Origin of the sequence: Streptomyces sp. Rer75 (assembly GCF_013414305.1) — a bacterium.
GTDB lineage: Bacteria > Actinomycetota > Actinomycetes > Streptomycetales > Streptomycetaceae > Streptomyces > Streptomyces himastatinicus.
Genome location: NZ_CP058693.1, coordinates 5,536,942 through 5,560,582, shown reverse-complemented (window position 1 = coordinate 5,560,582; position 23,641 = coordinate 5,536,942). Strand labels below are relative to the sequence as shown.

General features: G+C 73.1%; 22 protein-coding genes. 11 read left to right on the top strand and 11 right to left on the bottom strand.

All coding sequences use genetic code 11. The features are described 5' to 3' along the window. Positions 1-19: 19 nt before the first annotated feature. A complete protein-coding gene (locus tag HYQ63_RS23790) occupies positions 20-1,813 on the top strand; it encodes an ABC transporter ATP-binding protein (protein WP_179935774.1) in 1,794 nt (597 codons plus the stop codon). A gap of 5 nt (positions 1,814-1,818) precedes the next feature. Beyond that, positions 1,819-3,678, top strand: a complete 1,860-nt coding sequence (locus tag HYQ63_RS23785; protein WP_179935773.1) for an ABC transporter ATP-binding protein — start codon at positions 1,819-1,821, stop codon at positions 3,676-3,678. Here HYQ63_RS23785 and HYQ63_RS23780 read toward each other — a convergent pair. From HYQ63_RS23780 to HYQ63_RS23745, 8 genes are all read right to left on the bottom strand, one after another. Then, positions 3,584-4,237, bottom strand: a complete 654-nt coding sequence (locus tag HYQ63_RS23780) for a response regulator transcription factor (RefSeq protein ID WP_179940431.1) — start codon at positions 4,235-4,237, stop codon at positions 3,584-3,586. The two genes, HYQ63_RS23785 and HYQ63_RS23780, sit on opposite strands and share 95 nt — an antisense overlap. Before the next feature lie 46 nt (positions 4,238-4,283). Further along, positions 4,284-6,656, bottom strand: coding sequence for a sensor histidine kinase (locus HYQ63_RS23775; RefSeq protein ID WP_257232041.1), 2,373 nt, complete (start codon positions 6,654-6,656; stop codon positions 4,284-4,286). 16 nt (positions 6,657-6,672) lie between these two features. Next, on the bottom strand, positions 6,673-7,422 hold the full coding sequence (locus tag HYQ63_RS23770) for a response regulator transcription factor (RefSeq protein WP_179935772.1): 750 nt from the start codon (positions 7,420-7,422) through the stop codon (positions 6,673-6,675). Positions 7,423-7,498: 76 nt separating this feature from the next. Beyond that, positions 7,499-8,917, bottom strand: coding sequence for a cell wall metabolism sensor histidine kinase WalK (locus HYQ63_RS23765; RefSeq protein ID WP_179935771.1), 1,419 nt, complete (start codon positions 8,915-8,917; stop codon positions 7,499-7,501). Continuing rightward, positions 8,914-9,654, bottom strand: a complete 741-nt coding sequence (locus tag HYQ63_RS23760; RefSeq protein ID WP_123100011.1) for a response regulator transcription factor — start codon at positions 9,652-9,654, stop codon at positions 8,914-8,916. The genes HYQ63_RS23765 and HYQ63_RS23760 overlap by 4 nt, the downstream gene beginning before the upstream one ends. An 85-nt stretch (positions 9,655-9,739) precedes the next feature. After that, positions 9,740-10,831, bottom strand: coding sequence for a S1C family serine protease (locus HYQ63_RS23755; RefSeq protein WP_179935770.1), 1,092 nt, complete (start codon positions 10,829-10,831; stop codon positions 9,740-9,742). 92 nt (positions 10,832-10,923) lie between these two features. Continuing rightward, positions 10,924-11,946 (bottom strand): LacI family DNA-binding transcriptional regulator, encoded by a 1,023-nt coding sequence (locus HYQ63_RS23750; RefSeq protein WP_123100013.1) that lies wholly within the window; start codon positions 11,944-11,946, stop codon positions 10,924-10,926. A 23-nt stretch (positions 11,947-11,969) separates the two neighbouring features. After that, complete coding sequence (locus HYQ63_RS23745; RefSeq protein WP_179935769.1) at positions 11,970-12,797, bottom strand: response regulator transcription factor; 828 nt, start codon at positions 12,795-12,797, stop codon at positions 11,970-11,972. Between the two features lie 429 nt (positions 12,798-13,226). On the opposite strand from HYQ63_RS23745, the gene HYQ63_RS23740 reads away from it, so the two are divergent. Next, positions 13,227-14,099, top strand: a complete 873-nt coding sequence (locus tag HYQ63_RS23740; protein ID WP_218929578.1) for an alpha/beta hydrolase — start codon at positions 13,227-13,229, stop codon at positions 14,097-14,099. Between the two features lie 78 nt (positions 14,100-14,177). Here the strand turns inward: HYQ63_RS23740 and HYQ63_RS23735 are convergent, their stop codons facing one another. Next, positions 14,178-16,076, bottom strand: a complete 1,899-nt coding sequence (locus tag HYQ63_RS23735; protein WP_179940425.1) for an ABC transporter ATP-binding protein — start codon at positions 16,074-16,076, stop codon at positions 14,178-14,180. 68 nt (positions 16,077-16,144) lie between these two features. After that, positions 16,145-17,890 (bottom strand): ABC transporter ATP-binding protein, encoded by a 1,746-nt coding sequence (locus tag HYQ63_RS23730; RefSeq protein ID WP_179935768.1) that lies wholly within the window; start codon positions 17,888-17,890, stop codon positions 16,145-16,147. A 123-nt stretch (positions 17,891-18,013) separates the two neighbouring features. On the opposite strand from HYQ63_RS23730, the gene HYQ63_RS23725 reads away from it, so the two are divergent. The 7 genes from HYQ63_RS23725 to HYQ63_RS23700 all read left to right on the top strand — a co-directional run bounded on the left by HYQ63_RS23725 (position 18,014) and on the right by HYQ63_RS23700 (position 22,392). Next, complete coding sequence (locus HYQ63_RS23725) at positions 18,014-18,289, top strand: MoaD/ThiS family protein (RefSeq protein ID WP_179935767.1); 276 nt, start codon at positions 18,014-18,016, stop codon at positions 18,287-18,289. Positions 18,290-18,300: 11 nt separating this feature from the next. Beyond that, entirely contained in the window at positions 18,301-19,569 is a 1,269-nt protein-coding gene (locus HYQ63_RS23720) for a hypothetical protein (RefSeq protein WP_179940423.1), read from the top strand. 116 nt (positions 19,570-19,685) lie between these two features. Beyond that, positions 19,686-20,372, top strand: coding sequence for a DUF2993 domain-containing protein (locus tag HYQ63_RS23715; protein WP_179935766.1), 687 nt, complete (start codon positions 19,686-19,688; stop codon positions 20,370-20,372). A 232-nt stretch (positions 20,373-20,604) separates the two neighbouring features. Continuing rightward, a complete protein-coding gene (locus tag HYQ63_RS46080) occupies positions 20,605-20,685 on the top strand; it encodes a putative leader peptide (protein ID WP_350962106.1) in 81 nt (26 codons plus the stop codon). 157 nt (positions 20,686-20,842) lie between these two features. Beyond that, complete coding sequence (locus tag HYQ63_RS23710; RefSeq protein WP_179935765.1) at positions 20,843-21,682, top strand: sulfurtransferase; 840 nt, start codon at positions 20,843-20,845, stop codon at positions 21,680-21,682. 35 nt (positions 21,683-21,717) lie between these two features. Beyond that, on the top strand, positions 21,718-22,005 hold the full coding sequence (locus HYQ63_RS23705; RefSeq protein WP_009716110.1) for a DUF1416 domain-containing protein: 288 nt from the start codon (positions 21,718-21,720) through the stop codon (positions 22,003-22,005). A 129-nt stretch (positions 22,006-22,134) separates the two neighbouring features. Next, positions 22,135-22,392 carry a DUF3099 domain-containing protein gene (locus HYQ63_RS23700; RefSeq protein ID WP_179935764.1) on the top strand — a complete coding sequence of 86 codons (258 nt, stop codon included), beginning with the start codon at positions 22,135-22,137 and terminating at the stop codon, positions 22,390-22,392. 54 nt (positions 22,393-22,446) lie between these two features. On the opposite strand, the gene HYQ63_RS23695 is transcribed toward HYQ63_RS23700, so the two are convergent. Then, a complete protein-coding gene (locus HYQ63_RS23695) occupies positions 22,447-22,809 on the bottom strand; it encodes a DsrE family protein (protein ID WP_009716112.1) in 363 nt (120 codons plus the stop codon). 229 nt (positions 22,810-23,038) lie between these two features. On the opposite strand from HYQ63_RS23695, the gene HYQ63_RS23690 reads away from it, so the two are divergent. Further along, positions 23,039-23,602 carry an FABP family protein gene (locus HYQ63_RS23690; RefSeq protein WP_055557284.1) on the top strand — a complete coding sequence of 188 codons (564 nt, stop codon included), beginning with the start codon at positions 23,039-23,041 and terminating at the stop codon, positions 23,600-23,602. Positions 23,603-23,641: the final 39 nt, after the last annotated feature.

Below are 23,641 nucleotides of genomic sequence, written 5' to 3'. Positions count from 1 at the left end.
GGCGCCAAGGGAGTTCGTCATGCCATCCAGCGACCGCATCGTGCGCGACGCGCTGCGCGCGAGCGGCGCGCACGGACCGGGCCTGCTCGCCGTGGCGGTGCTGGACCCGGCCACCCGGCTGCTGCTCCCGGCCGCCCTGGCGGGCGCGCTGGACGCGGCGATCGGGAAGGAGCCGCAGGGCCGGGCCGTCGTCCCCGTCATCGCGGTCTTCGCGCTCCTCGCCCTCACCACCGCCACCGAAGCCGCCCGCGAAATCCTGGAGAAGCGCTCGGCGGCCCGGGCCACCCTGGCGCTGCGCCGCCGGGTGCTGCACCAGGTGCTGGCCCTCGGCCGGGCCGGGCAGGACGCGTTCGGCCCGGGCGACGTCCTCAGCCGGCTGCTGGGGTCGAGCGCCGGGACCGCGCCCGCCGCCCAGTACCTCGTCGGGCTCGCCGCGTCGCTCCTCACCTCGCTCGGCGGGCTGGTCGGGCTGTTCCTCATCGACGTCCGGCTCGGGCTGTTCTTCCTCCTCGGGGCGCCGCTGATGTGGTGGCTCGGCCGCTGGCTGATGAGCAGGGTCGGCTCCGCCACCCACACGTACCAGGAGATCCACGGGGAGCTGGCGGAGCGGTTCGTGGACGCGCTGCGCGGCGCCCGGACGATCCGGGCGGCCGGGACGGCGGAGCAGGAGGCCGCGCGGGTGCTGGCGCCGCTGCCCCGGCTGCGCGCCGCCGGGCTCGACTTCTGGCAGACCCAGCGGAAGGCGACCTGGCAGGCCGGACTGGTGACGCCGCTGGTCCAGATCGGCGTCCTCGCCGTCGCCGGGCTGGGGGTGCTGCACGGCCGGATCACCCCGGGCGAGCTCCTCGCCTCCCAGGCGTATCTCGGCTACGCGCTCGGGCTGCTCAAGCAGACCGCGATGCTCGCCCAGCTCGCCCGGTGCCGCGGCTCGGCCGCCCGGATCGGCGAACTCCTCGACGTGCCCGCGCCGTCCGCGGGCACCCGCCCGCTGCCCGACGGGCCCGGGCGGCTCACGCTGCGCGGCGTCCGCGTGGCGCGGTCCGGGACCCCGCTGCTGAACGGGGTCGACCTCGACGTGCCCGCCGGGCACAGCGTCGCCGTCATCGGCGCGTCCGGCGCGGGCAAGTCCACGCTCACCGAGATCGCGGGCGGACTGCTCGCGCCCGACTCCGGTGACGTCCTCCTCGACGGGGTGCCGCTGCGCGACATCCGCCCCGACGAGCTGCGCCGCGCCGTCGGCTACGCCTTCGAACGCCCCACGCTGCTCGGCGACACCCTCGGCGACGCCCTCGCCTACGCCGACCACCCGCCGCCCCCGCACCGGGTCGCGTCCGCCCTGCGGGCGGGCTCCGCCGACGCCTTCGTCACCCGGCTGCCCGACGGGCTGGCCACCCCGCTGCACCGGCTCCGGCTCTCCGGCGGCGAACTCCAGCGCCTCGGCCTGGCCCGGGTCGCCGCCCGGCAGGCCCGGCTCGTGGTGCTCGACGACGCCACCTCCAGCGTCGACACCGCGACCGAGTCCGAGATCACCGCCGCGCTCGACCGGGTGCTGTTCGGGACGACCCGGCTGATCGTCGCCCACCGCATGTCGACCGCCGCCGGGGCCGATCTGGTCGCCTGGCTCGACCGGGGCACGCTGCGCGCGCTCGCGCCCCACAAGGCGCTGCTGAAGGACCCGGAGTACCGCGCCGTCTTCCAGCTGCCCGACCCGCGCCCCGCCCCGGCGGACCCCGGCCCGGCCCCCGACGAGACCCTCCGGCTGCGGCTCCCGGGCGCCGAACACCCCACCATGCAACTGCGGCTGGGGTGGTGAGCGGCATGCCCCCCACCGGAGCCCACCGCAAGCCCTCCCGCACCGGGCGTCATCCGCTGCGCCCGGTCCTCGCCGCGCACCGCCGCGACCTGGCCCTGCTCATCGGATGGTCGCTGCTCGGCACCGCGCCCGCGCTGCTGTCCGGGCGGCTCGTCGCGACCGCCCTCGACCGCGGGTTCCTCGCCGACGACGCCCGCACTGGCCTCGTCACGCTCGCCGTCTACGGGCTGGTCATGGTGGCGGGCGCGTACGGCACCCGGCAGGCGGTGCCCCGCATGGCCACCGTCGTGGAGGCGATGCGCGACCACCTGGTGACCGTCACCGTGCGCGGCGGTCTGCACGGCGCGGTGGCCGACGGTCAGCCGCCGCGCACCAGTGCCGTGTCCCGGATCACGGACCAGACCGAGCGCGCCCGGCAGCTGCTCTCCAACCTGCTGATGACCGCCTGCACCTCCGGGTTCACCTTCCTCGCCGCCGTCGCCGGGCTGACCGCGCTCGCCCCCGCCGTCGGGCTGCTGCTCCTCCCGGTGCTGTGTGTGACGGGCCTGGCGCTGCTGCGGCTCTCCCGCACCTGGCGGCGCCGCTACGACGCCTCCCTCGACAGCGAGGAGACCGTCGCCGAGGAGTCCGGCCGCGTCATCGGGGCCCTGCGCGACGTACTGGCCTGCGGCGCCGTGGGCCGGGCTACCGCCGACCTGGAGGACCGGCTGCGGGCGAACGCGCGCGCCGCCGAGGCCGTCGCCACCGTCGGCGGCGTCCGCACCGGCCTCATCGGCCTCGCCGCCCGCACCCCGCTGGTGCTGCTGCTCCTGCTGGGGCCCCGGCTGGTGGCGGGCGACGCGCTGACCCCGGGTGAGCTGCTGGGCGCGGCCACCTACCTGGTCACCAGCCTCGAACCGGCGCTGCGCGCCCTGGTCCACTCCGTCGGCAACATGGGCCTCGAACTGGCCACCGTGCTGGGGCGGCTCGCCCGCCACACCGCCCCCGCCCCGCCCGACCCGGGCGGCCCGCACACCACGGACCGCTACGACCTCGCCCTGGAGGAGGTGACGTTCCGCTACGGGCCGCACTCCGCGCCCGTCCTCGACCGGGCCACCGTGACCGTCCCGTACGGACAGCACCTCACCCTCGTCGGGGCCAGCGGCATCGGCAAGTCCACGCTGGTGGGCGTCCTCGCGGGGCTGGAGCGCCCGGAGCGCGGCACGGTCCGGCTCGGCGGTGCCTCCCTGCCCACCCTGCGCACCGACTGGCTGCGCTCGGCCATCGCGCTCGTCCCCCAGGAGGCGTACGTCTTCGCGGGAACGCTCCGGGAGAACCTGACCTACCTCCACCCCGGCGTCGAACAGCGCAGGCTGGACCACGCGGTGAGCGTGCTCGGCCTCACCGGTCTGGTGCGCGAGCACGGCGGCTACGACGGCACACCCCTGCGCCCGACCGCCCTCTCCGCCGGGCAGCGGCAGCTCATCACCCTGGCCCGGGTCTATCTCTCCCCGGCCCGCGTCGTCATCCTCGACGAGGCCACCTGCCATCTCGACCCGGTCGCGGAGGAGCGGGTCGAACGCGCCTTCCGCAGCCGGGAGGGCACCCTCATCGTCATCGCCCACCGCATCAGCTCGGCGCTGCGGGCCGACCGCGTCCTCGTGCTCGACACGGCGGGCCTGCACGGCGGCACCCATGCGTCGCTGGTGCGGGACTGCGCGACGTACGCGAACCTGGTGGGCCACTGGCGCGGCGACGACCGCGGGTCCCCGGGCCTCACGGATCCGCGCCTCACAGATCCTCGACGGCCACCAGCCCGTCCTGGATGGCCCGCGCCACCAGACCTGCTTTCGTCCGCGCCGGGCGCCCCGCGTTCGCGTACTTGATCCGCACCCGGTCCAGATAGGTGTTGACCGTGCGCACCTTGATGTTCAGCCGCTGCGCCACCAGTTCCTTGGACTCCGACTGGAACCACTCGATCAGCACATCCTCCTCGCGCTGGGACAGCCTGGGTCTGTCGCTGCGCGCGTTCGTCCCCAGCGCGCCCGCCAGCGCGGGCGGGGTGTACGGATGCTGCCGGGCGGCGGCGAGGGTCGCGGCCACCAGGTGGCGGCTGCCCTCGGTCTTCGTCAGATACGTCGCGGCGCCCAGATCCAGGCAGGTCAGCGCCGTCTGCTCCTCGTCGCGCATCGTGTACACGACCACCTGGCGCCCGGCGTCCACGAGCCGCCGCAACTCGCCGAAGGCGGGCCCGGCGTCGCTCAGCTGAAGGTCGAACACGACGACGTCGGCGCCGTCGCCCGGCGGTGTCCACGCGGTGGCGGCGGTCTCCCCCGCCGCGATCACCTTGATCGGCTGGTCCGAGGACGCGTACCACGCCTCGACGCCCGCGCGGATCGCCGGGTGATCGTCTATCAGCGCCACGCTGACGGTCTCGGTCGGCATCGTCACCCCATGTTCCCTCGGCTCCCCCTGTCCCCAGGAGACTGCACTACCCGGCGGCCGGAGCCGGTTCCCACACCGCCTCCACCCACACCTTCTCTCCATCCGCCGTACGCGACACCGCCACCGGCGACGTCTCCTTCACGGCCACGCCGTCCGGCTCCGCCGTCCCGTCGCCCACGACGCTCACCCGTACCCGCGATCCGGTACGCACCACCGTCACCCGCGCCTCGGCCGGACCGGCCGCCAGCACCGCCGCCACCGGGTCCGCCAGCTTCCTGCGGATGTCCTGCGGCACGTCCCGGCGCGCGCCGCGCACCGCCAGACCCACCGTCACGCCCGCCCGCTCGGCCACGTCGATGCAGGCGCGCAGCTCGTGCACCAGCCGGTCCGGCACCTCGTCCGCCTCCGCGAACAGCCGCCGCATCCGGGCCGCCTCCAGCGCGCACCGGTGCCTGACCTGCCCGTCCCGCGGATCCAGCGAACCGTGCGCCAGCCCCGCCAGCAGCGGCACGGTGGTGCGCAGCAGCGTCGCGTAGCGCTTCTCGTGGTCGAGGTGCATCCGCTCCTCGATCGCCTCGCGCGTCCGCAACTCCTCCTCCCGGGCCGCCGCCGAACCCGCCGTCTCCGCCGACCGGCGCAGCAGCCGGGCCAGGACGCCCACCGTGAACTGGAAGCCGCAGACCGACAGCGCGAACATCCCCATCGTCGCCAGCCGGGCCACGTCCGGCATGCCGGTGAGGGCCACCGGGATCGCGGTCAGCACGATCTGCGCCCCCAGGAACACCCCGATCGCGGTCACCGACAGCCCGAACAGCAGATACAGCCCGTGCCAGCCGACCAGCCCGAACGCCCAGTCCCCCTCGCGCAACCGCTGGTCGGCCCCGACCGTGACGGCACACAGCGCCGAAGCCCCCAGCACCAGCCCGACCCCGCACCACCGCGGCCACCCCGAGACGTCCCGCCCCGAGGCCAGCAGCCCGGCGGTGAACACCGCGACCGCGCCCAGCACCCCGTACGCGACGACCGGCGCCGAGGGCGGGTGATAGCTGCCCAGGTGAGCGAGGAACTGCGGCAGGCACAGCCCGACCTGCACGGTCAACGCGACGAGCAGCAACGCCCACCGCACCCCCCGCACCAACCGCCCATGAATCTGCCGAAACGCGGTGCGCCCGTCCGGGCCGGGCTCGGGGGTGACGCGCTCGGGCGGGGCGGCAGCCGCCGGGGCTTCCCCGGGCGGGGTGGCTTCCGTCGGGGTGGTGGGCCATTCCCAGCGGACGCGGGTTCCCTCGCCGGGGCGGGAGTCGACCTCGCCGCGGCCGCCGATCGCCTCCATCCGGCCCACCACCGAGCCGGATATCCCCCGGCGCTGCACCGAGACCGCCGCGGGGAGGAAGCCGCGGCCGCGGTCGGTGAGTTCGACGGTGACCGTGCCCGAGGCGTCCCGGCCCGCCCGCAGGTCGGCCTCGTCCACCTCCGCGTGCCGCACCACGTTGTCCAGGGCCGCGCCGACGCCGTGCAGGATGGCCAGCGCCGCGCCCGCGGGCATCATCAGGGGGCCGTCGATCCGGGCCGACACCCGGACCGCCCGCACCGCGTCCGGTTCCGCGGCGCCCTTGGCCACCTCGCCCAGCAGTTCCGCGAGGTCGACGCGGCCCGCCTCGTGGCCGGGCACGGCGGACAGCGCCTCCAGGTCGCGGTGGGCCCGGCGCGGGAGCCAGGACCAGTCGCGGGCGCCCCCGAGGGACACCATCAGCAGCGTGGCGCTCGCCGTGTCGTGCAGCGTGGCGAGGTAGGCGCGTCCGGCGGCGCGGCGGGCGGCGGCGACCGACGCCTCCCGGCGTCCCGCCGCCTCGCGCTCGGTCGCCCGGTCGGCGGCCCTGGCCTTGGCGCGGACGATCAGATACGAGACGCGGGCGAGCGCGCACTCGGCCGTCTGCCGGGCCGCCACCCAGAAGGGCGACGGCCCCAGGGCGGGGGCGGCCAGGCCGTATCCCACGCCGTACGTGGCGAGGGTCAGCGCGGCCAGGCCGAGGCCGATGGCGGGCCGGGTCGCCCACTCGTACTGGAAGGTGATGACGGCGATCCCCAGGATGACCATCACCCAGATGTTCACGCCCTGCGGCCCCATGAGGGGCTGTCCGAGCCCCGGTACCGCCACGGCCGTCGCGTCGAGCCCCATCCGTACCCCGGCCGGGAGCCGCCGCAGCCCCCACCACCGCACCGCGCAGGCGGCGGTGGTGACGACGACCAGCAGCACCGTCACCGGTAACCGCCCGGTCGGGACCGTGAAGATCCCGAACACCCCGCACAGGGAGATCACCGTGGCCCGGACCCCGACGCCGTACCGCTCGGCAGCGAGGTCCACCTCCCGCTCACCGGCCCCCGTTTCCACAGCCGAAGCGCCCTCCGCAGACGTCACGTACGAACGGCCGACCCTAATCCCCCGGCACCGTCCGCAGCACATAGCCGACGCCCCGCACCGTGTGCACCACGCGCGGCTCGCCCCCGGCCTCCGTCTTGCGGCGCAGGTACATCACGTACACGTCCAGCGTGTTGGACGACGGCTCGAAGTCGAAGCCCCAGACGTCGCGGAGGATCGCGGCGCGGCTGAGGACCTGGCGCGGGCGGGATAAGAACAGCTTCAGCAGGGCGAATTCGGTCTTGGTGAGGTCGAGGGGGCGGCCGGAGCGGGTGACCTGGCGGGTGAGGGTGTCCAGGGTCACGTCCGCGAAGGCCAGCCGCGCGCCCGGCTCCGGGCGCGCCGGGGCCTGCCAGGGGGAGGGCGGGCAGACGGGCGGCGCGGCGGGGACGGTCCGGCCGCGGCGCAGCAGCGCGCGGACGCGGGCGAGCAGTTCCTCCGACGCGTAGGGCTTGGTCAGGTAGTCGTCGGCGCCGTTGTCGAGGCCGACGATGCGGTCGCCCACGGAGTCCCGCCCGGTGACCATCATGATCGGCACGGTGCGGCCGGAGGCCCGGAGCCGGCGGGCCACGGCCAGCCCGTCCAGACCGGGCAGCATCACCTCGAGCAGCACCAGGTCGGGCGGCTCCTCCTCGATGCGGCGCAGCGCCGCCACGCCGTCCCCGGCCGTGTCGACCTCGTAGCCCTCGAACCGCAGGGCTCTGCCGATGGCTTCGCGTACCGAAGGCTCGTCGTCCACGACCAGGATCCGGGAAGTCTCGTGCATGGGCCCCAACCTGGTGCCCGAGGCTGTGGGTCCGCTGAGTCCGGCGTGTACGGGGGCTGAGAAGGCCGGCGGAGGGTCAGGGGTCGAGTCCGGGCGGGGCGGTGGGGGCGCCGGGGAGGCGGATCCAGGCGACGGTGCCGCCGCCCGGTGCGGGCCGCAGCCCCACCTGGCCGCCGGACTGTTGGACGGTACGGGCCACGATGGACAGCCCGAGCCCGGAGCCGGGCATGCTGCGGGCGGACGGCGAACGCCAGAACCGCTCGAAGACGTGCGGGAGTTCATCGTCGGGAATGCCGGGTCCGCGGTCCCGCACCGTCAACTCGCCCCTTCTGAGCGCGACATCGACGACACCACCCGAAGGGCTGAACTTCACGGCGTTGTCGAGCAGGTTGACCAGCGCCCGTTCCAGGGCGGCCGCCTCGCCGCGTACGTACCAGGGCTCGATCGAGGCGTCGATGGTGAGCCCGGTGCCCCGCAGCCGGGCCCGCTCCAGGGCGGCGCCCGCGATCTCGTGCAGCGCGACCACCTGGAGCGGCCCGCTGCCGGGCAGCGCGTCCGGCCGGGACAGCTCCTGGAGGTCGCCGATGAGCGCCGCCAGTTCGGTCATCTGCGCCTTGACGCTGCTCATGAGCGCCTTGCGGTCTTCCGGAGGCAGGGCGCGGCCGGTCTCGTCGCTGCGGGCGAGCAGTTCGACGTTGGTCCGGAGCGAGGTGAGCGGGGTGCGCAGCTCGTGCCCCGCGTCGGCGATCAGCTGCTGCTGACGGTCGCGGGAGGAGGCGAGGGCGGCGGTCATGGCGTTGAACGACCGGGACAGCCGGGCGATCTCGTCGTCGCCCTCGGTGGGGATGCGGACGGCCAGGTCCTCGGTGCGGGCCACGTGCTCGACGGCGTGGGTCAGCCGGTCCACCGGCTTCAGCCCGGTCCGGGCGATCCACAGCCCGGCCGCCCCGGCGCCGACGACGCCGATCCCGGCGACGAGGGCGAGGACGAGCGCGAGCGTGTTCAGCGGGTCCTGGACCTCGCTGAGCGGGCGGGCCATGGAGACGGCGATGCCGCGCGGCAGCGGGCTGTCGGGACCGCCGGACGGCCGGTACGTGAAGACCCGCATGTCGCGGCCGTCCTCGGCGGTCGCGTCGTGCAGCGCGGTCGGCCGCTGCCCGGTGGCGACCGCCACGTCGTCGGCGCTCACCGGCAGCTCCGTCGCCCCGGGCTGGGGGCAGCGGTTGCCGTCGGGCAGCACGATCTGCACGGAGTACGAGCCGAGGGCGCGCGGGGTGTGGCCGTCGTCGCCGTCGGGGTTCTGGCACGCGTCCAGGATGCTCACCACATTGCGCTCGTCGACCTTGACGGTGCGCAGCGACGAGTCGAGCTGTGCGGTGAGCTGCTCGCGCACGATCAGCCAGCACGCGAACGCCGACACCGCGACCGCCACCGCCACCGCCACCGCGGTCAGCAGGGCCAGCCGCGAGCGCAGCGGAAGTCCGCGGAGCCTCACGACGGCTCGCCCTCCGCCGGCCGCAGGACGTACCCCACGCCGCGCACCGTGTGGACGAGCCGCGGCTCACCGGCCGCCTCCGTCTTGCGGCGCAGATACATCACGTACACGTCCAGCGAGTTGGACGACGGCTCGAAGTCGAAGCCCCAGACGGCCTTCAGGATCTGCTCGCGGGTGAGGACCTGGCGCGGATGCGCGAGGAACATCTCCAGCAGGGTGAACTCGGTGCGGGTCAGCTCGACGCGCCGCCCGCCCCGGGTGACCTCGCGGGTCGTCAGGTCCATCCGCAGGTCGCCGAAGGACATCGTGTCGTCGTCGGCGACCGGCGCGCCCGCCGCGGCCGCGTACGAGCTGCGGCGCAGCAGGGCGCGGATGCGGGCCAGCAGCTCGTCCAGCTCGAAGGGCTTGACGAGGTAGTCGTCCGCGCCCGCGTCGAGGCCGGTGACGCGGTCGCCGACCGTGTCGCGCGCGGTGAGCATCAGGACGGGCACGGTCACCCCGGTGGCGCGCAGCCGCCGGGCGGCGGTGAGCCCGTCCATGCGGGGCATCAGCACGTCGAGCACGATCAGCTCCGGGTCATAGGTGCCGGCCTTCTCCAGGGCGTCCAGTCCGTCGACGGCGGTCTCGGTCGCGTAGCCCTCGAAGGCGAGGCTGCGCTGGAGCGCCTCGCGGACGGCCGGCTCGTCGTCGACGATCAGGATGCGGGCGGGCTGATCACCGTGGTCGACGGGGCTCATGGATCGGTTTCCTTAACGGTGGGCGGGGCGGGCGCTGTGCTGTCAGCCTCGCACGCCGGTCACTGCCGGGTGGCCTAGTGGCGGCTCAGCTGTTGCCGTTGCCGCCGGTGCCGCCGTCGCGCAGGGCGGAGAGGTCGGACTTGACGGTGTCGACCGGGATCGAGAAGCCGAGGCCGATGCTGCCCGCGCTGCTGCTCTGGCCGGAGGCCGGGGCGTACATCGCGGAGTTGATCCCGATGACCTGGCCCCGCATGTTGATCAGCGCGCCGCCGGAGTTGCCGGGGTTGAGCGAGGCGTCGGTCTGGATGGCCTTGTACGTGGTGGTCGACTGGCCGACGTCGCCGTTGTACCGGCCGCCGCCGAACTCGAACGGCCACTGGCCGCCGCCGTCCTGCTGCCCCTGGTCCTCGTCCGTGGAGACGGTGACGTCGCGGTTCAGCGCGGAGACGATGCCGCTGGTCACGGTGCCGGTCAGCCCCTCGGGCGAGCCGATGGCCACGACCTGGTCGCCGACCTCGACCTGGCTGGAGTCGCCCAGGGACGCGGCCTTGAGGCCGCTCGCGCCGCGCACCTTGACCAGGGCCAGGTCCTTGCCGCTGTCGGTGCCGACGACCGACGCGCTCTTCGTGCTGCCGTCGCTGAACGTCACCTTGATCGATTCGGCGCCGGAGATGACGTGGTTGTTGGTGATGATCTCGCCGCCGCTGGTGACGATCACGCCGGAGCCGGTGGACTCGCCCCCGGCGGACGTCGCGCTGATCTCCACGATGCTGGGGCTCACGGCCGCCGCCACGGCGGACACGCCACTGCTGCTGGAGTTGACGCCCACGACCGGGGTCGACACGGCCGTGTCCCCGTTGTCCGCGGCCTGGCTGACGAAGGTCGCCGTACCGCCGCCCACCAGCGCCGAGACCACCGCCACGGCGGCGATCAGCCCGGCCGGCCGGGAGAGCCGCCGCTTGCGGCGGCCACCGCCGGGGTGCGGTATCGCCGTGGTGTCCGCACCGCCGGTGCCGCCGGTGCCGCCGGATCCGCCGCCCGGCCACACGGTGACCCCGGAGGGGGTGGTCACCGGCGTCTGCGGCTCATGGGTGGGCGGCGGCGGATAGGCCGCCGCGCCGCCGTACGCGTAGGGATAGGACTCGTGGTCGCCGCTACGGCGCTGGCTCGTCGTCATGTCCAAGACTCTGCGGCGCGAGTATGAGAGCCACCTGAGGACCCGCTGAGAAGCAGGGCAGAAGTCGGTATGCCCGACATAAACGCCAGGAGTTACGAGCAGCCGCAGGAGCGCCGCACCACCAGCGCGGACGGGAACTGCCGCACCCGCTCCCGGCGCGAGACCGCGAGCCGCGGGGTGTCGTCCAGCACCAGGTCGACCGCGGCGCGCGCCATCGCGGGCCGGTCGGAGCCGACCGTGGTCAGCGGCGGATCGGTCAGACCCGCCTCCTTGACGTCGTCGAAGCCCGCGACCGCCAGCTCTCCGGGGACGTCGATGCGCAGCTCGCGCGCCGCCCGCAGCACCCCGAAGGCCTGGTCGTCGGTGGCGCAGAAGATCGCCGGGGGCCGGTCGGGACCGGCCAGCAGGCCGAGGGCGACCTGGTAGGCGTCGTACCGGTTGTACGGGGCCTGGAACAGCCGCCCCTCCGTGGACCGCCCGGCCTCCTGCATCGCCCGGCGCCACCCCTCGACGTGGTCGGTCACCGGGTCGCCGACGGTCGGGGTTATCTCGGTGCCGCCGAGGCAGGCCACATAGGAGTGGCCGTGCTCCAGCAGATGGCGCACCGCGAGCTGGGCGCCGCCGACGTCGTCCAGCACCACGGCCACGTCGTCGATCGCCTCGGGCCGCTCGTGCAGCAGCACCACCCGGGCGTCCCAGGCCTCGATCTCGGCGGCCGCGTTCTCGCTGGGGCCCTGGCTGATGAGGATCAGCCCGGACACCCGCATCCCCAGGAAGGCGCGCAGATAGTGCACCTCGCGCTCGTCCAGGTAGTCGGAGTTGCCGACCAGCACCATCTTGCCGCGCTCGGCGGCGGCCTGTTCGACCGCGTGCGCCATCTCGGCGAAGAACGGCTGGCGGGCGTCCGGCACGATCAGCCCTATGAGGTCGGTGCGCCGGCTCGCCATCGCCTGGGCCACCCGGTCGGGCCGGTAGCCCAGCTCCTTGATCGCGGCGAGAACCCGCTCGCGCGTGGCCGGGGCGACCGGCCGGGGTCCGTTATTGATGACGTAACTGACGACAGCCGTCGAGGTTCCCGCCAGCCTTGCCACATCATCACGCGTCACCTTGGCCACGCGCGAAGTCTACGCGGGTCCAGCTAGGTCTTGACCGGTCGTGCAGGCGCCGCTTCCGCGGCGGACCGCGCACCGCCGCCAGTGGAACCCGACGGGCCGGAACCCGACGGTCCGGAGCCGGTGTCCCGGGACGCATTCCGGGCCCGGGCCTCCTCGGCGGCCCGCTCGGCCCGCTCGACCTTCTCCGGGGTGACGAAGCGGTAGCCCACGTTGCGGACGGTCCCGATCAGTGACTCGTGCTCCGGGCCCAGCTTGGCCCGCAGCCGCCGCACATGGACGTCGACGGTGCGGGTGCCACCGAAGTAGTCGTAGCCCCAGACCTCCTGGAGCAGCTGCGCCCGGGTGAAGACCCGCCCCGGGTGCTGGGCGAGGTACTTCAGCAGCTCGAACTCCTTGAAGGTGAGGTCGAGCACCCGCCCCTTGAGCTTCGCGCTGTAGGTGGCCTCGTCCACCGACAGATCGCCGTTGCGGATCTCCATCGGGCTGTCGTCGGTGGTGATCTGCTGGCGGCCCATGGCCAGCCGCAGCCGGGCCTCGACCTCGGCCGGGCCCGCGGTGTCCAGCAGCACGTCGTCGATGCCCCAGTCGGCGGTGACGGCGGCGAGCCCGCCCTCGGTCACCACCAGCACCAGCGGACAGCCGGGACCGGTCGACCGCAGCAGCTGACACAGGCTGCGCACCTGCGGCAGATCGCGGCGGCCGTCGATCAGGATGACGTCGGCACCGGGGGTGTCCACCAGGGCCGGGCCCTCCGCCGGGGCGACCCGCACGCTGTGCAGCAGCAGGCCGAGGGCGGGGAGCACCTCCGTCGAGGGCTGGAGTGCGTTGGTCAGCAGCAGGAGGGAACTCATCGTCCACCACCCGCCCCGGCCGTGATCGTGATGTTGTGCACGCTTCGCTCGCCCATTGCCTCGGTTTCCTCCTCGGTCCCTTGCGAGAGGGGGGGCACCTCCCAGGCTGATCCGCCCGGGGGAGTCTGCGGCCAGGGGGTGCCTTGCCGATCATGCCGGGCTCCCGACGCCTGGCACGGCACCTCGCGGCCCCGCGCTCGTCGCGCGCAGCGCCGCTGCGCTCTCCTCACGCGGGTTGCGATGTACCGCACTAGACGCCGCTCGCTGATCCGGCCTGATCGACAAGGCACCCCCTGCTGCTTCGTACGGTCTGCTCGCACCCCCGGGGGCATACGCGCGTGTCAGCGCTCAAACGCGCACGGTGCCCCTGAAAGCACAAAAGGACCCGGGGGCGACATTGCCCGGATCCTTCACAGCAGAATAACCCACATGACACCCGGTGGAGAGGCTGAATCTGCTCGACGTTCCCTGCCCCCGGCTGCCGCGGGCGCCCGGAGAGCCACGCTGCTCACCGAGGACGGGGTCCCCATCGAGACCCGTTACGAGCCTTCCCGGGCAGGCGGCGGGCTATCCGCGGAGGCCCCTGTGATCGTCGTCGCGCACGGTTTCACCGGCGCCTTGGAGCGGCCCGCGCTGCGCCGGGTGGCGTCGGCCTTCACGCAGCGTACGGCCGTGATCACTTTCTCGTTCCGGGGCCATGGCCGGTCCGGCGGGCGGTCCACCGTCGGGGACCGGGAGGTCCTCGACCTGGCGGCCGCGGTGCACTGGGCCCGGACCCTGGGCCACCGGCGGGTGATCACCGTCGGCTTCTCGATGGGCGGCTCGGTGGTGCTCCGCCATGCGGCGCTCTCCGCGCGGAACAAGCCAGGGTCCGATGAGGAGCGCGAGGGGCGCACGGGGGCGCACACCTCGGGAGCGGACGCGGTCGTCGCGGTGAGCGCCCCCGCACGCTGGTACTACCGGGGGACGGCCCCGATGCGCCGCGTCCACTGGGCGATCACCCGGCCGACCGGTCGGCTGGTCTCCCGCTACGGGCTGCGGACCCGCATCGACGCCCGCGGCTGGAACCCCGAACCGCTGCCCCCGGTGGCGGCGGTCCCCCTGATCGCACCGACGCCGCTGCTGATCGTGCACGGCGACCGGGACCCGTACTTCCCGCTGGATCATCCGCGGATGCTGATGGCGGCGGCGGACCGGGCGTCCACGGAGCTGTGGATCGAGCCGGGCTTCGGCCACGCGGAGACGGCGGCCCCGGCGGAGCTGCTGGACCGGGTCGCGGGCTGGGCCCTGGCCCGCACCTGACCCGGTCCGCGCCTGCCCCGGTCCGCGCTGCCCTGGCCCGCACCTGACCCGGCCCGGGAGTGCCCCTGCCCGGGAGCGCTACTCCGGCTCGGCCACCGGCTCCGCGAACTGGGCCGCGTACAGCCGGGCGTACGCACCCCCGGCCGCCACCAGGGAGTCGTGGCTGCCCTGCTCCACGATGCGGCCCGACTCCATCACCAGGATCACGTCCGCGTCGCGGATCGTGGACAGCCGGTGGGCGATCACGAAGCTGGTGCGGCCGGTGCGCAGCGAGGCCATCGCGTGCTGGATGAGGACCTCGGTGCGGGTGTCGACGGAGCTGGTCGCCTCGTCCAGCACCAGGATGGACGGGCCGGAGAGGAATGCGCGGGCGATGGTGATCAGCTGCTTCTCGCCGACGGAGACGCCTGTGCCCTCCTCGTCGATCACCGTGTCGTAGCCGTCCGGCAGGGTGCGCACGAAGCGGTCCACGTGGGTGGCCTTCGCCGCCTCCACGATCGCCTCGTGGGAGGCGCCCTCCGAGCCGTACGCGATGTTCTCCGCGATCGTGCCGCCGAACAGCCAGGTGTCCTGGAGCACCATGCCGATGTGGGAGCGCAGCTCCTCGCGCGGCATGGTGGCGGCGTCGACGCCGTCGAGCGTGATGCGGCCCCCGCTGACCTCGTAGAACCGCATCAGCAGATTGACCAGGGTGGTCTTCCCGGCGCCGGTCGGGCCGACGATGGCCACGGTCTGGCCGGGGCTCACCGACAGCGAGAGCCCCTCGATGAGGGGCGTGTCGGACTGGTAGCGGAAGGAGACGTCCTCGAACTCGACCTGGCCGAGCACGGTCCGCGGCCCCACCGGGCCCTCCGGGTCCGGGGTCTGCTCCTCCGCGTCCAGCAGCTCGAAGACCCGCTCGGCGGAGGCGACGCCCGACTGGACCATGTTGGCCATGGACGCCACCTGGGTGAGCGGCTGGCTGAACTGCCGGGAGTACTGGACGAACGCCTGGACGTCGCCGATCGACAGCGCCCCGCTCGCCACCCGCAGCCCGCCGACCACGGCGACCAGCACGTAGTTGAGGTTCCCGATGAACGTCATGGCGGGCTGGATGAGCCCGGAGATGAACTGGGCGCGGAAGCCCGCCTCGTACAGCTTCTCGTTCTGCGCGCGGAAGACCTCGGCGGACTCCCGCTCCCGTCCGAAGACCTTCACCAGGGCGTGGCCGGTGTACATCTCCTCGATGTGGGCGTTGAGCCGCCCCGTGGTCTTCCACTGCTGGACGAACTGGGGCTGGGCCCGCTTGCCGACGCGCGTCGCGACCAGCACCGACACCGGGACGGTGACCAGCGCCACCAGCGCCAGCAGCGGCGAGATCCAGAACATCATGGCCAGCACGCCGACGAGGGTCAGCAGCGAGGCCATGATCTGGCTGAGGGTCTGCTGGAGCGTCTGCTGGATGTTGTCGATGTCGTTGGTGGCGCGCGACAGCACCTCGCCGCGCGGCTGCTTGTCGAAGTACGACAGCGGCAGCCGCGCCAGCTTCTGTTCGACGTCCTCGCGCAGCCGGAAGACCGCGCGCTGGACGACGTTCGTGGCCACCCGCGCCTGGATCAGGTTGAGGAGCGAGGCCACGACGTACAGGCCCAGCGCCCACAGCAGGACGGTGCCGACGGCCCCGAAGTCGATGCCCTGGCCGGGCGTCACGTTCATCGAGGCGACCATGTCGGCCACGGTGCCCTGGCCGCTGTCGCGCAGGTGCTGGACGGCCTCGGCCTTGGTGGCGCCCTCCGGGAGCTGCCGTCCCACGATGCCCGCGAAGATCAGGTCGGTGGCGTGGCCGAGCACCTTGGGGCCCAGCACCGTCAGCGTGATGCTGACCGTGCACAGGGCGAGCACGGCGAAGGCGATGCCGCGCTCGGGGCGCAGGGCGCCCAGCAGACGGCGGCCGGAGCCGCGGAAGTCCATGGACCGCTCGACGGGCTGGCCGCCCATGAAGCGGCCGGGCCCGGCGGCGGGCGCGGGGCCCCTGCGGGGTGCCGGAGAACTCGTGGATGACTGGCTCATGCGGCCTCCTGCTCGGTGAGCTGGGACAGCACGATCTCCCGGTAGGTCTGGTTGTCGGCCATCAGCTCGTCGTGGGTGCCGCTGCCGACGACGCGCCCCTCGTCGAGGACCACGATCCGGTCGGCGCCGCGGATGGTGGACACCCGCTGGGCGACGATGACGACGGTCGCGTTCCCGGTCTCGTCCGCCAGCGCCGCCCGCAGCCGGGCGTCGGTGGCGTAGTCGAGCGCCGAGAATGAGTCGTCGAAGAGGTAGACGGACGGCCTCAGCACCAGGGCGCGGGCGATCGCCAGCCGCTGCCGCTGCCCGCCGGAGACATTGGAGCCGCCCTGGGCGATGGGCGCCTCCAGCCCGCCCTCCATGGCCTCGACGAAGTCCCGCGCCTGCGCGGTCTCCAGGGCCTTCCACAGCTCCTCGTCGCTCGCGTCCGGGTTTCCGTACCGCAAGTTGGAGGCGACGGTGCCGGAGAAGAGGTACGGCTTCTGCGGTACGAGGCCGATGGACCGGGTCATCACCGCGGGGTCGAGGTCGCGCACGTCCACGCCGTCGAGGTGGACGCTGCCGTCGGTCGCGTCGAACAGCCGGGGCACCAGCCCGAGGAGGGTGGACTTGCCGCTGCCGGTGGAGCCGATGACGGCGGTGGTCCGGCCGGGGTGGGCGGTCAGCGAGACGTCGCGCAGCACGGGCTCCTCGGCGCCCGGGTAGCGGAACTCCACGCCCCGCAGCTCCAGCAGCCCGCGGCCGCCGTCGGCGGACGCCCGGGGCGCGACCGGCCGCAGCGGCGGAACGACGCTGGTCGCGGTGTCCAGCACCTCCTGGACGCGCTCGGCGCACACCTCGGCGCGCGGCACCATCATGAACATGAAGGTGGCCATCATCACCGACGTCAGGATCTGCATGAGATAGCTGATGAATGCGGTCAGCGCGCCGATCTGCATCCCGCCGCTGTCGATGCGGTGCCCGCCCGCCCACACCACGGCGACGCTGGACAGGTTCACCACCAGCATCACGGTGGGGAACATCAGCGACATCAGCCGCCCGGCCCGCAGCGACACGTCCATCAGCGCGGTGTTCGCGGCGGTGAACCGCTTCCGCTCATGGCCGTCGCGGACGAAGGCCCGGATCACCCGGATGCCGGTGATCTGCTCGCGCAGCACCCGGTTGACGGTGTCGATGCGCTCCTGGACGTCCCGGAACAGCGGGCGCATCCTGCGGACGATGAGGGTGACGGTGATGCCCAGCACCGGCACGATGAGCAGCAGCAGCCCGGACAGCGGCACGTCCTGATTGAGCGCCATGGCGATGCCGCCGACGCACATGATGGGCGCCGACACCATCAGCGTGAAGGACATCAGGCACAGCATCTGTACCTGCTGGACGTCGTTGGTGGTGCGGGTGATCAGCGAGGGCGCCCCGAACCGGCCCATCTCGCGGGCGGAGAAGGACTGCACCCGGTCGAAGACGTCGGCGCGGATGTCCCGGCCGAGCGCCATGGCGGTGCGGGCGCCGAAGTAGACGGCGCCGATGGCGCACACGATCTGCACCAGGGTGACGGCGATCATCAATGCGCCGACGACGAGGATGTAGCCGGTGTCGCCCTTGACGACTCCGTCGTCGATGATGTCGGCGTTGAGGGTGGGCAGATAGAGGGTGGCCACTGTCTGTACGAGCTGCAATAGCACGATCACGTTGATCGTTCGGGTGTAGGGCCGCAGATACGCCCGTATGAGTCGGACCAGCACAGACAAACCCTAAGCGAGCAGGCCGGGGAACGGCCCCGAATTTCCCGGGCGCGTGCTGCGTCCCCGGGGCCCTTCCGCACCCGTCATCATGGAGGACGGCAGAAGACGGGAAAGGGACACGCAATGGCGCTGAAGAACACGCCCGCCGGAACCATCCGGTACTGGGCCGCGGCCCGGGCGGCGGCCGGCACCTCCGAGGAGCCGTACGCGGCGGTGACGCTGGCCGACGCGCTCGACGCGGCCCGCGAGCGGCACGCCCTGCGACCGGAGTTCGCCCGGGTCCTGCTGCGCTGTTCGTTCCTGGTCGACGGCGCGCCCGTCGGCACCCGTGATCACAAGACGGTCCAACTGGCCGAGGGCGGCACGGTCGAGGTGCTTCCGCCGTTCGCAGGAGGGTGACCTACGACGTCATGACCAACCAGCCGCATCAGCCACACGATCCGCACGCGCCGTACGAGCCGCAGGGGCCGTACGGGTCGTACCCGCCGCCGTACGAGGGACAGCAGCAGCAACAGCCGCCCGCCGACCCCTACGGCGCGTACGCCCAGGGGCAGTCGTCCGGGTACGGCTATCCGCAGCAGCAGGCGTACCCACAGCAGCAACAGCAGTACCAGCAGCCGTACCAGCAGCCGCAGGGCGATCCCTACGCCGCCGCGCACCAGCAGCAGTACGCGGCGGGCTGGGACCAGCAGCAGCACTACGCGCAGCAGCAACAGCAGCAGCACCAGTACCAGCAGGCCATGCAGGCACAGCAGGCCGCGCAGGCACAGCACGCACAGCAGGCCGCGCAGGCGCAACAGGCGCAGCGGCAGGCCCACCCCGGGCCGCATCCGGGGCGGCCCGCCGCGCCCGAACCGGCCCGCCCAGGGCCCGCCGCGCCGCAGCCCGCGCAGCCGGAGCCCGACCGGCCGATGACCGCCGCCGAGAAGGCCCGCGCCGAGGGCCGCCCCCAGATCGTCGACCCCGGGCTCCAGCCCGCCGCCCTCACGGCCGCGCTGGCCGCGCTGCTCGCGGCCACCGCGCCGCTCGGCGAGCCCGCGGTCGCCGTGGTCGTGGCGCTGCTCCAGGCGGTCACCGCGGCGGGCTGGTTCCGGCTGAACGGCATGTGGCCCGCCCGGCAGGGCATCGCGCTGGCCTTCCTGGGCGGTCTGGCGGCCGACGCCGGGCTGCTCGCCACCGGCCGCGCCCACGCGCCGACGGTGCTCATCGGCACGCTCGGCGTCTGGGTGCTGCTGGTGATCGTCCTCCAGCTGCGCAGCCACGCCTCGGCGGACGAGCGGCTGTACGGGCTGACCGCCGCCGTCGCCTCGACCGCGGTCACCGTGATCGCGGCCGGGCATCTGGCCGCGGTCGCCGAGTCCTCGGACGCCGTGGTGGTGGGCGCGGCCGCGGTCGCCGTGGGCACGCTGGCGCGCGCGCTGCCGCTGCCGGCGCCCGCCGCCGTCGTCCTCGGGCTGCTGGCGGCGGCCGGGGCGGGCGTCGGGGCCGGGCACCTCACCGGCACCGGGACCGGCACGGCCGCCGTGCTGGGGCTCGCGGCCGGGGCGTGTGCGCTGGTGGGGCTGCGGGTCGCGGCGTACGACTACCCGTCCCGCTTCGTCCACATGACGGCCGGGGTGGCCCTGCCCCTGGCGGCCGCCGCCCCCGCCGTCTACGTGCTGGGCCGCGCGCTGGTCTGATGCGCCGGGGGTCCGATACGCCAGGAATCTGTGGTGCCAGGCCCCCGGGTACTTACTCCGGTTAGGCTCGCTGCGTCAGGCAAGGGCCTGAGCGAGAGCCTGGGGGATCTACGTACATGCGCGCACTACGCATCACACTGATCATCGCCGTGATACTCGGCGGCCTCTTCGTCGGCGCCGACCGGGTGGCGGTGTCCATGGCGGAGTCCAAGGCCGCCGACAAGATCAAGAGTTCGCAGGGGCTGACGACCACCCCCAGCGTCTCCATCAAGGGCTTCCCGTTCCTGACCCAGGTCGCGGGCAAGGAGCTGGACGAGGTCGACGTCGGTGTGGACGGGCTGACGACGGACGCGGGCGGCGGCACCACCGTCCGCGTCTCGGAGCTGAACGCCCGGCTGCACGACGTCCGCATCGGGGGGAACTTCTCGTCGGCCACCGCGGACCGGGCCAGCGGCTCCGCCCACATCTCCTACGCGGACCTCTCGCGGGCCGCGGGCCCCGGGGTCACGGTGGGCTACGACCCGGCGGGGACCAACCAGGTCAAGATCACCGGGAATCTGCTGGGCTTCAGCCTCAGCGCCCGCTCCAGCGTGACCATCGTGAACGGCGACACGATCCGGCTGCACGCCGAGCGCATCCCCGGCGGGTCCATCCCGCAGTGGGAGGACAAGGTGCGCGAGCGCACCGACATGGAGCGGAAGATCGACGGCATGCCGCAGGGCATGCGGCTGGAGACCGTGAAGACCGACAAGGACGGCATAGACGTCTCGGTCGCGGGTAATAACGTCGCGTTGACGGGCTGACCCGTCCGCCACGGACCGCCTCGGGACCGTCTCGGGACCGTCCCGGGACCGCATGGTGTCCACGTGACGAGACGATCATGTCCGCGATGACAGACACCGACGGCCGCCGGACACCCCGGCGGCCGTGGTCCGTGGTCGTCCACACCCCTCCGCGTTCACATCGCGGACATAAGCGTCTCACCATGCGACACACCGGTGACATGCCCGCCCGTCCGTCCTTACGATCGGACCCATGAAGCGACAGGCGGATCTCACGAAGCGGCGGGCAGTCGACCTGTGCCGCGTCGCCGCCATGCTCTGTCGCGCCGTCTGAACGAGGGACGCGCGCGGCCGCCGCAGCTTCGGCCCCGCCCCCTCCGGCCCGTCTGCCGGGCCGTCCCGCACTCCGCTCGTACGCTCGCGACCAGGCTCCGCGTCAGCACCGCGCGTCGAGCGCCCGTACCGCCGCAACTGCCCCGGAGGAGAGATACATGAGCCGCAGTGACGTCCTGGTGGACGCCGACTGGGTACAGGCCCGCATCGATGACCCCAAGACGGTCATCGTGGAGGTCGACGAGGACACGTCCGCCTACGACACGAACCACATCAAGAACGCCGTCCGCATCGACTGGAAGCAGGACCTCCAGGACCCGGTGCGCCGCGACTTCGTGGACCAGGCGGGCTTCGAGAAGCTGCTGTCCGAGAAGGGCATCGCCAACGACGACACCGTCGTCCTCTACGGCGGCAACAACAACTGGTTCGCCGCGTACGCCTACTGGTACTTCAAGCTCTACGGGCACCAGGACGTGAAGCTGCTCGACGGCGGCCGCAAGAAGTGGGAGCTGGACTCGCGCGAGCTGGTCTCCGAGGTCCCGACCCGCGAGAAGACCGACTACAAGGCCAAGGAGCAGGACAGCTCGATCCGCGCCTTCCGCGACGACATCGTGGCGGCCATCGGCAGCCTGAACCTCGTCGACGTCCGCTCGCCCGACGAGTTCTCCGGCAAGCTGCTCGCCCCGGCGCACCTCCCGCAGGAGCAGTCGCAGCGCGCGGGCCACGTGCCGAGCGCCCGCAACATCCCGTGGTCGAAGTCGGCCAACGACGACGGCACCTTCAAGTCCGACGAGCAGCTCAAGGAGCTGTACGAGGGCGAGGGCGTCGACCTGTCGAAGGACACCATCGCCTACTGCCGCATCGGTGAGCGCTCGGCGCACACCTGGTTCGTGCTGCACGAGCTGCTCGGCCAGACCAACGTCAAGAACTACGACGGTTCCTGGACCGAGTACGGCTCGCTGGTGGGCGTGCCGATCGAGCTCGGCTCCGGCAGCTGAACCCCTCTCCTCCCCGACAGTTAAGGACAGAACACATGTGTGGAGCGCAGACAGGCGGCCCCGACGCCTCGACCATCAAGCCCGGTGAGACCACGATCCAGGGCCAGGTGACCCGCGACGGCGAGCCCGTCACCGGCTACGTGCGCCTCCTGGACAGCACGGGCGAGTTCACCGCCGAGGTTCCCACCTCCGCGACCGGACAGTTCCGCTTCTACGCCGCCGAGGGCACCTGGACGCTGCGCGCCCTGGTCCCGGGCGGCACCGCCGACCGCACGGTCGTCGCACAGAAGGGCGGGCTGGCGGAGGTCGCCATCGCCGTCTGACGCCACACCACGCGTGGTACGCAGGAGGGCCGCATCCCGGGGTTGGACGCCTCGGCGGGATGCGGCCCTTCCGCCTGTCGGCGGCCCTTCCACCTGTCGGCGCGATGGCCCCGGACGTATCCTGGCTTTATGTACGCGCGACGCCGCCACGCATACTTCTTCCTGATGGGCGCGTGTCTGACGCTCTTCATCTCGGCCTGGGCCTTTGTGCGTCTGTGGTCCGTCCCCGCCGCCGTCGCGATGTGCATCGTCGCGATGGTCATCCCGCCGCTGGCGGCCATCGTCGCCAACCGCCGGGGTCCGCAGGACCGCTGGTGGGACGAGTCGGGGGACGAGGAGTCGGACCGGTGGTGGCGGGAGCTGGACGACCACTACCACCGGCACTGAGACCCAACGGCATCGAGACGCGGAGGCCGGGACGCGGAGACCGGGCCCCGGGGGTCAGTAGACCAGCGCCTGCACGCCGTCCGGCATGATCTCGCTCACGAAGACCTGCGCCCCCGCGATCCGCGCGCCCTCGATCAGATCCGCCTCGTCGATCTCCCGCCGCGCCGCGCACTGGCTGCACACCGTGATCGTCCCGCCCGCCAGAATGCCGCTGATCAGCTCCGGCAGCGGTGCCGCGTGCGGCAGCGAGAAGTCCGCCGCCCGGCCCGGCAGCGCGAACCACGTCGACTCGCCGGTCAGCCACAGCGAGACCTCGACCCCGCTCGCCACGGCCACCGCCGCCACCGTGAACGCCTGCGAGCACCGCTCGGGCGCGTCCGCGCCCGCCGTCACCTTGATCACGAGCTTGTTCGCCATGCCCCACAGCCTAGGCTTGCCGGTCCGGCGACTAGACTCGGTCCCGGTCCGTCATCCGTTACGAGGAGCAGCTCGTGCTTGAGGCAGTCTTCACCACCCTGTTGATCCTGGTCATCGTGGCCAGCCTCGGTTTCGTCGGGCTGACCTGGAAGAAGCTCTACCAGGGCCAGCGCTGAGCGCTCCCGCCCCCTTACGCCCCCGCCCGCCTAGCGACGGATCGTCTGAACCCATGATCGAGATTCCCTCCGACCTCCACCCGGACCTGGTGCCGCTGGCCTTCCTGCTCGGCAACTGGGAAGGCGCCGGCGTTTCGGACTTCCCCGGCGCCGAGAAGTGCAACTTCGGGCAGGAAGCGACCTTCACCCACGACGGCCGCGACTTCATCGAGTACATCTCGCACACCTGGGTGCTGGACTCCGAGGGCAAGAAGGTCCGCCCGCTGGAAAGCGAGTCCGGATACTGGCGGATCGACAAGGACCGCAAGGTCGAGGTCGTGATGATCCGCGACCAGGGCGTCGTCGAGGTCTGGTACGGCGAGCTGGCGGACGGCAAGCCGCAGATCGACCTGGCGACCGACGCCGTGGCGCGCACCTCCGCCTCGGGCCCGTACTCGGGCGGCAAGCGGCTGTACGGCTACGTCAACAGCGACCTGATGTGGGTCGGCGAGAAGGCCACCCCCGAGGTCGAGCTGCGCCCGTACATGTCCGCGCACCTGAAGAAGGTCGTCGACCCCCGCGAGTGGGCCAAGGACCTCAAGGACCTGCCGGACGACGGGATCGCCTTCTTCCGCTGAGCCGCTCCGGCCCCCGAGCCGGTCCGGCCCCAGCCGGGC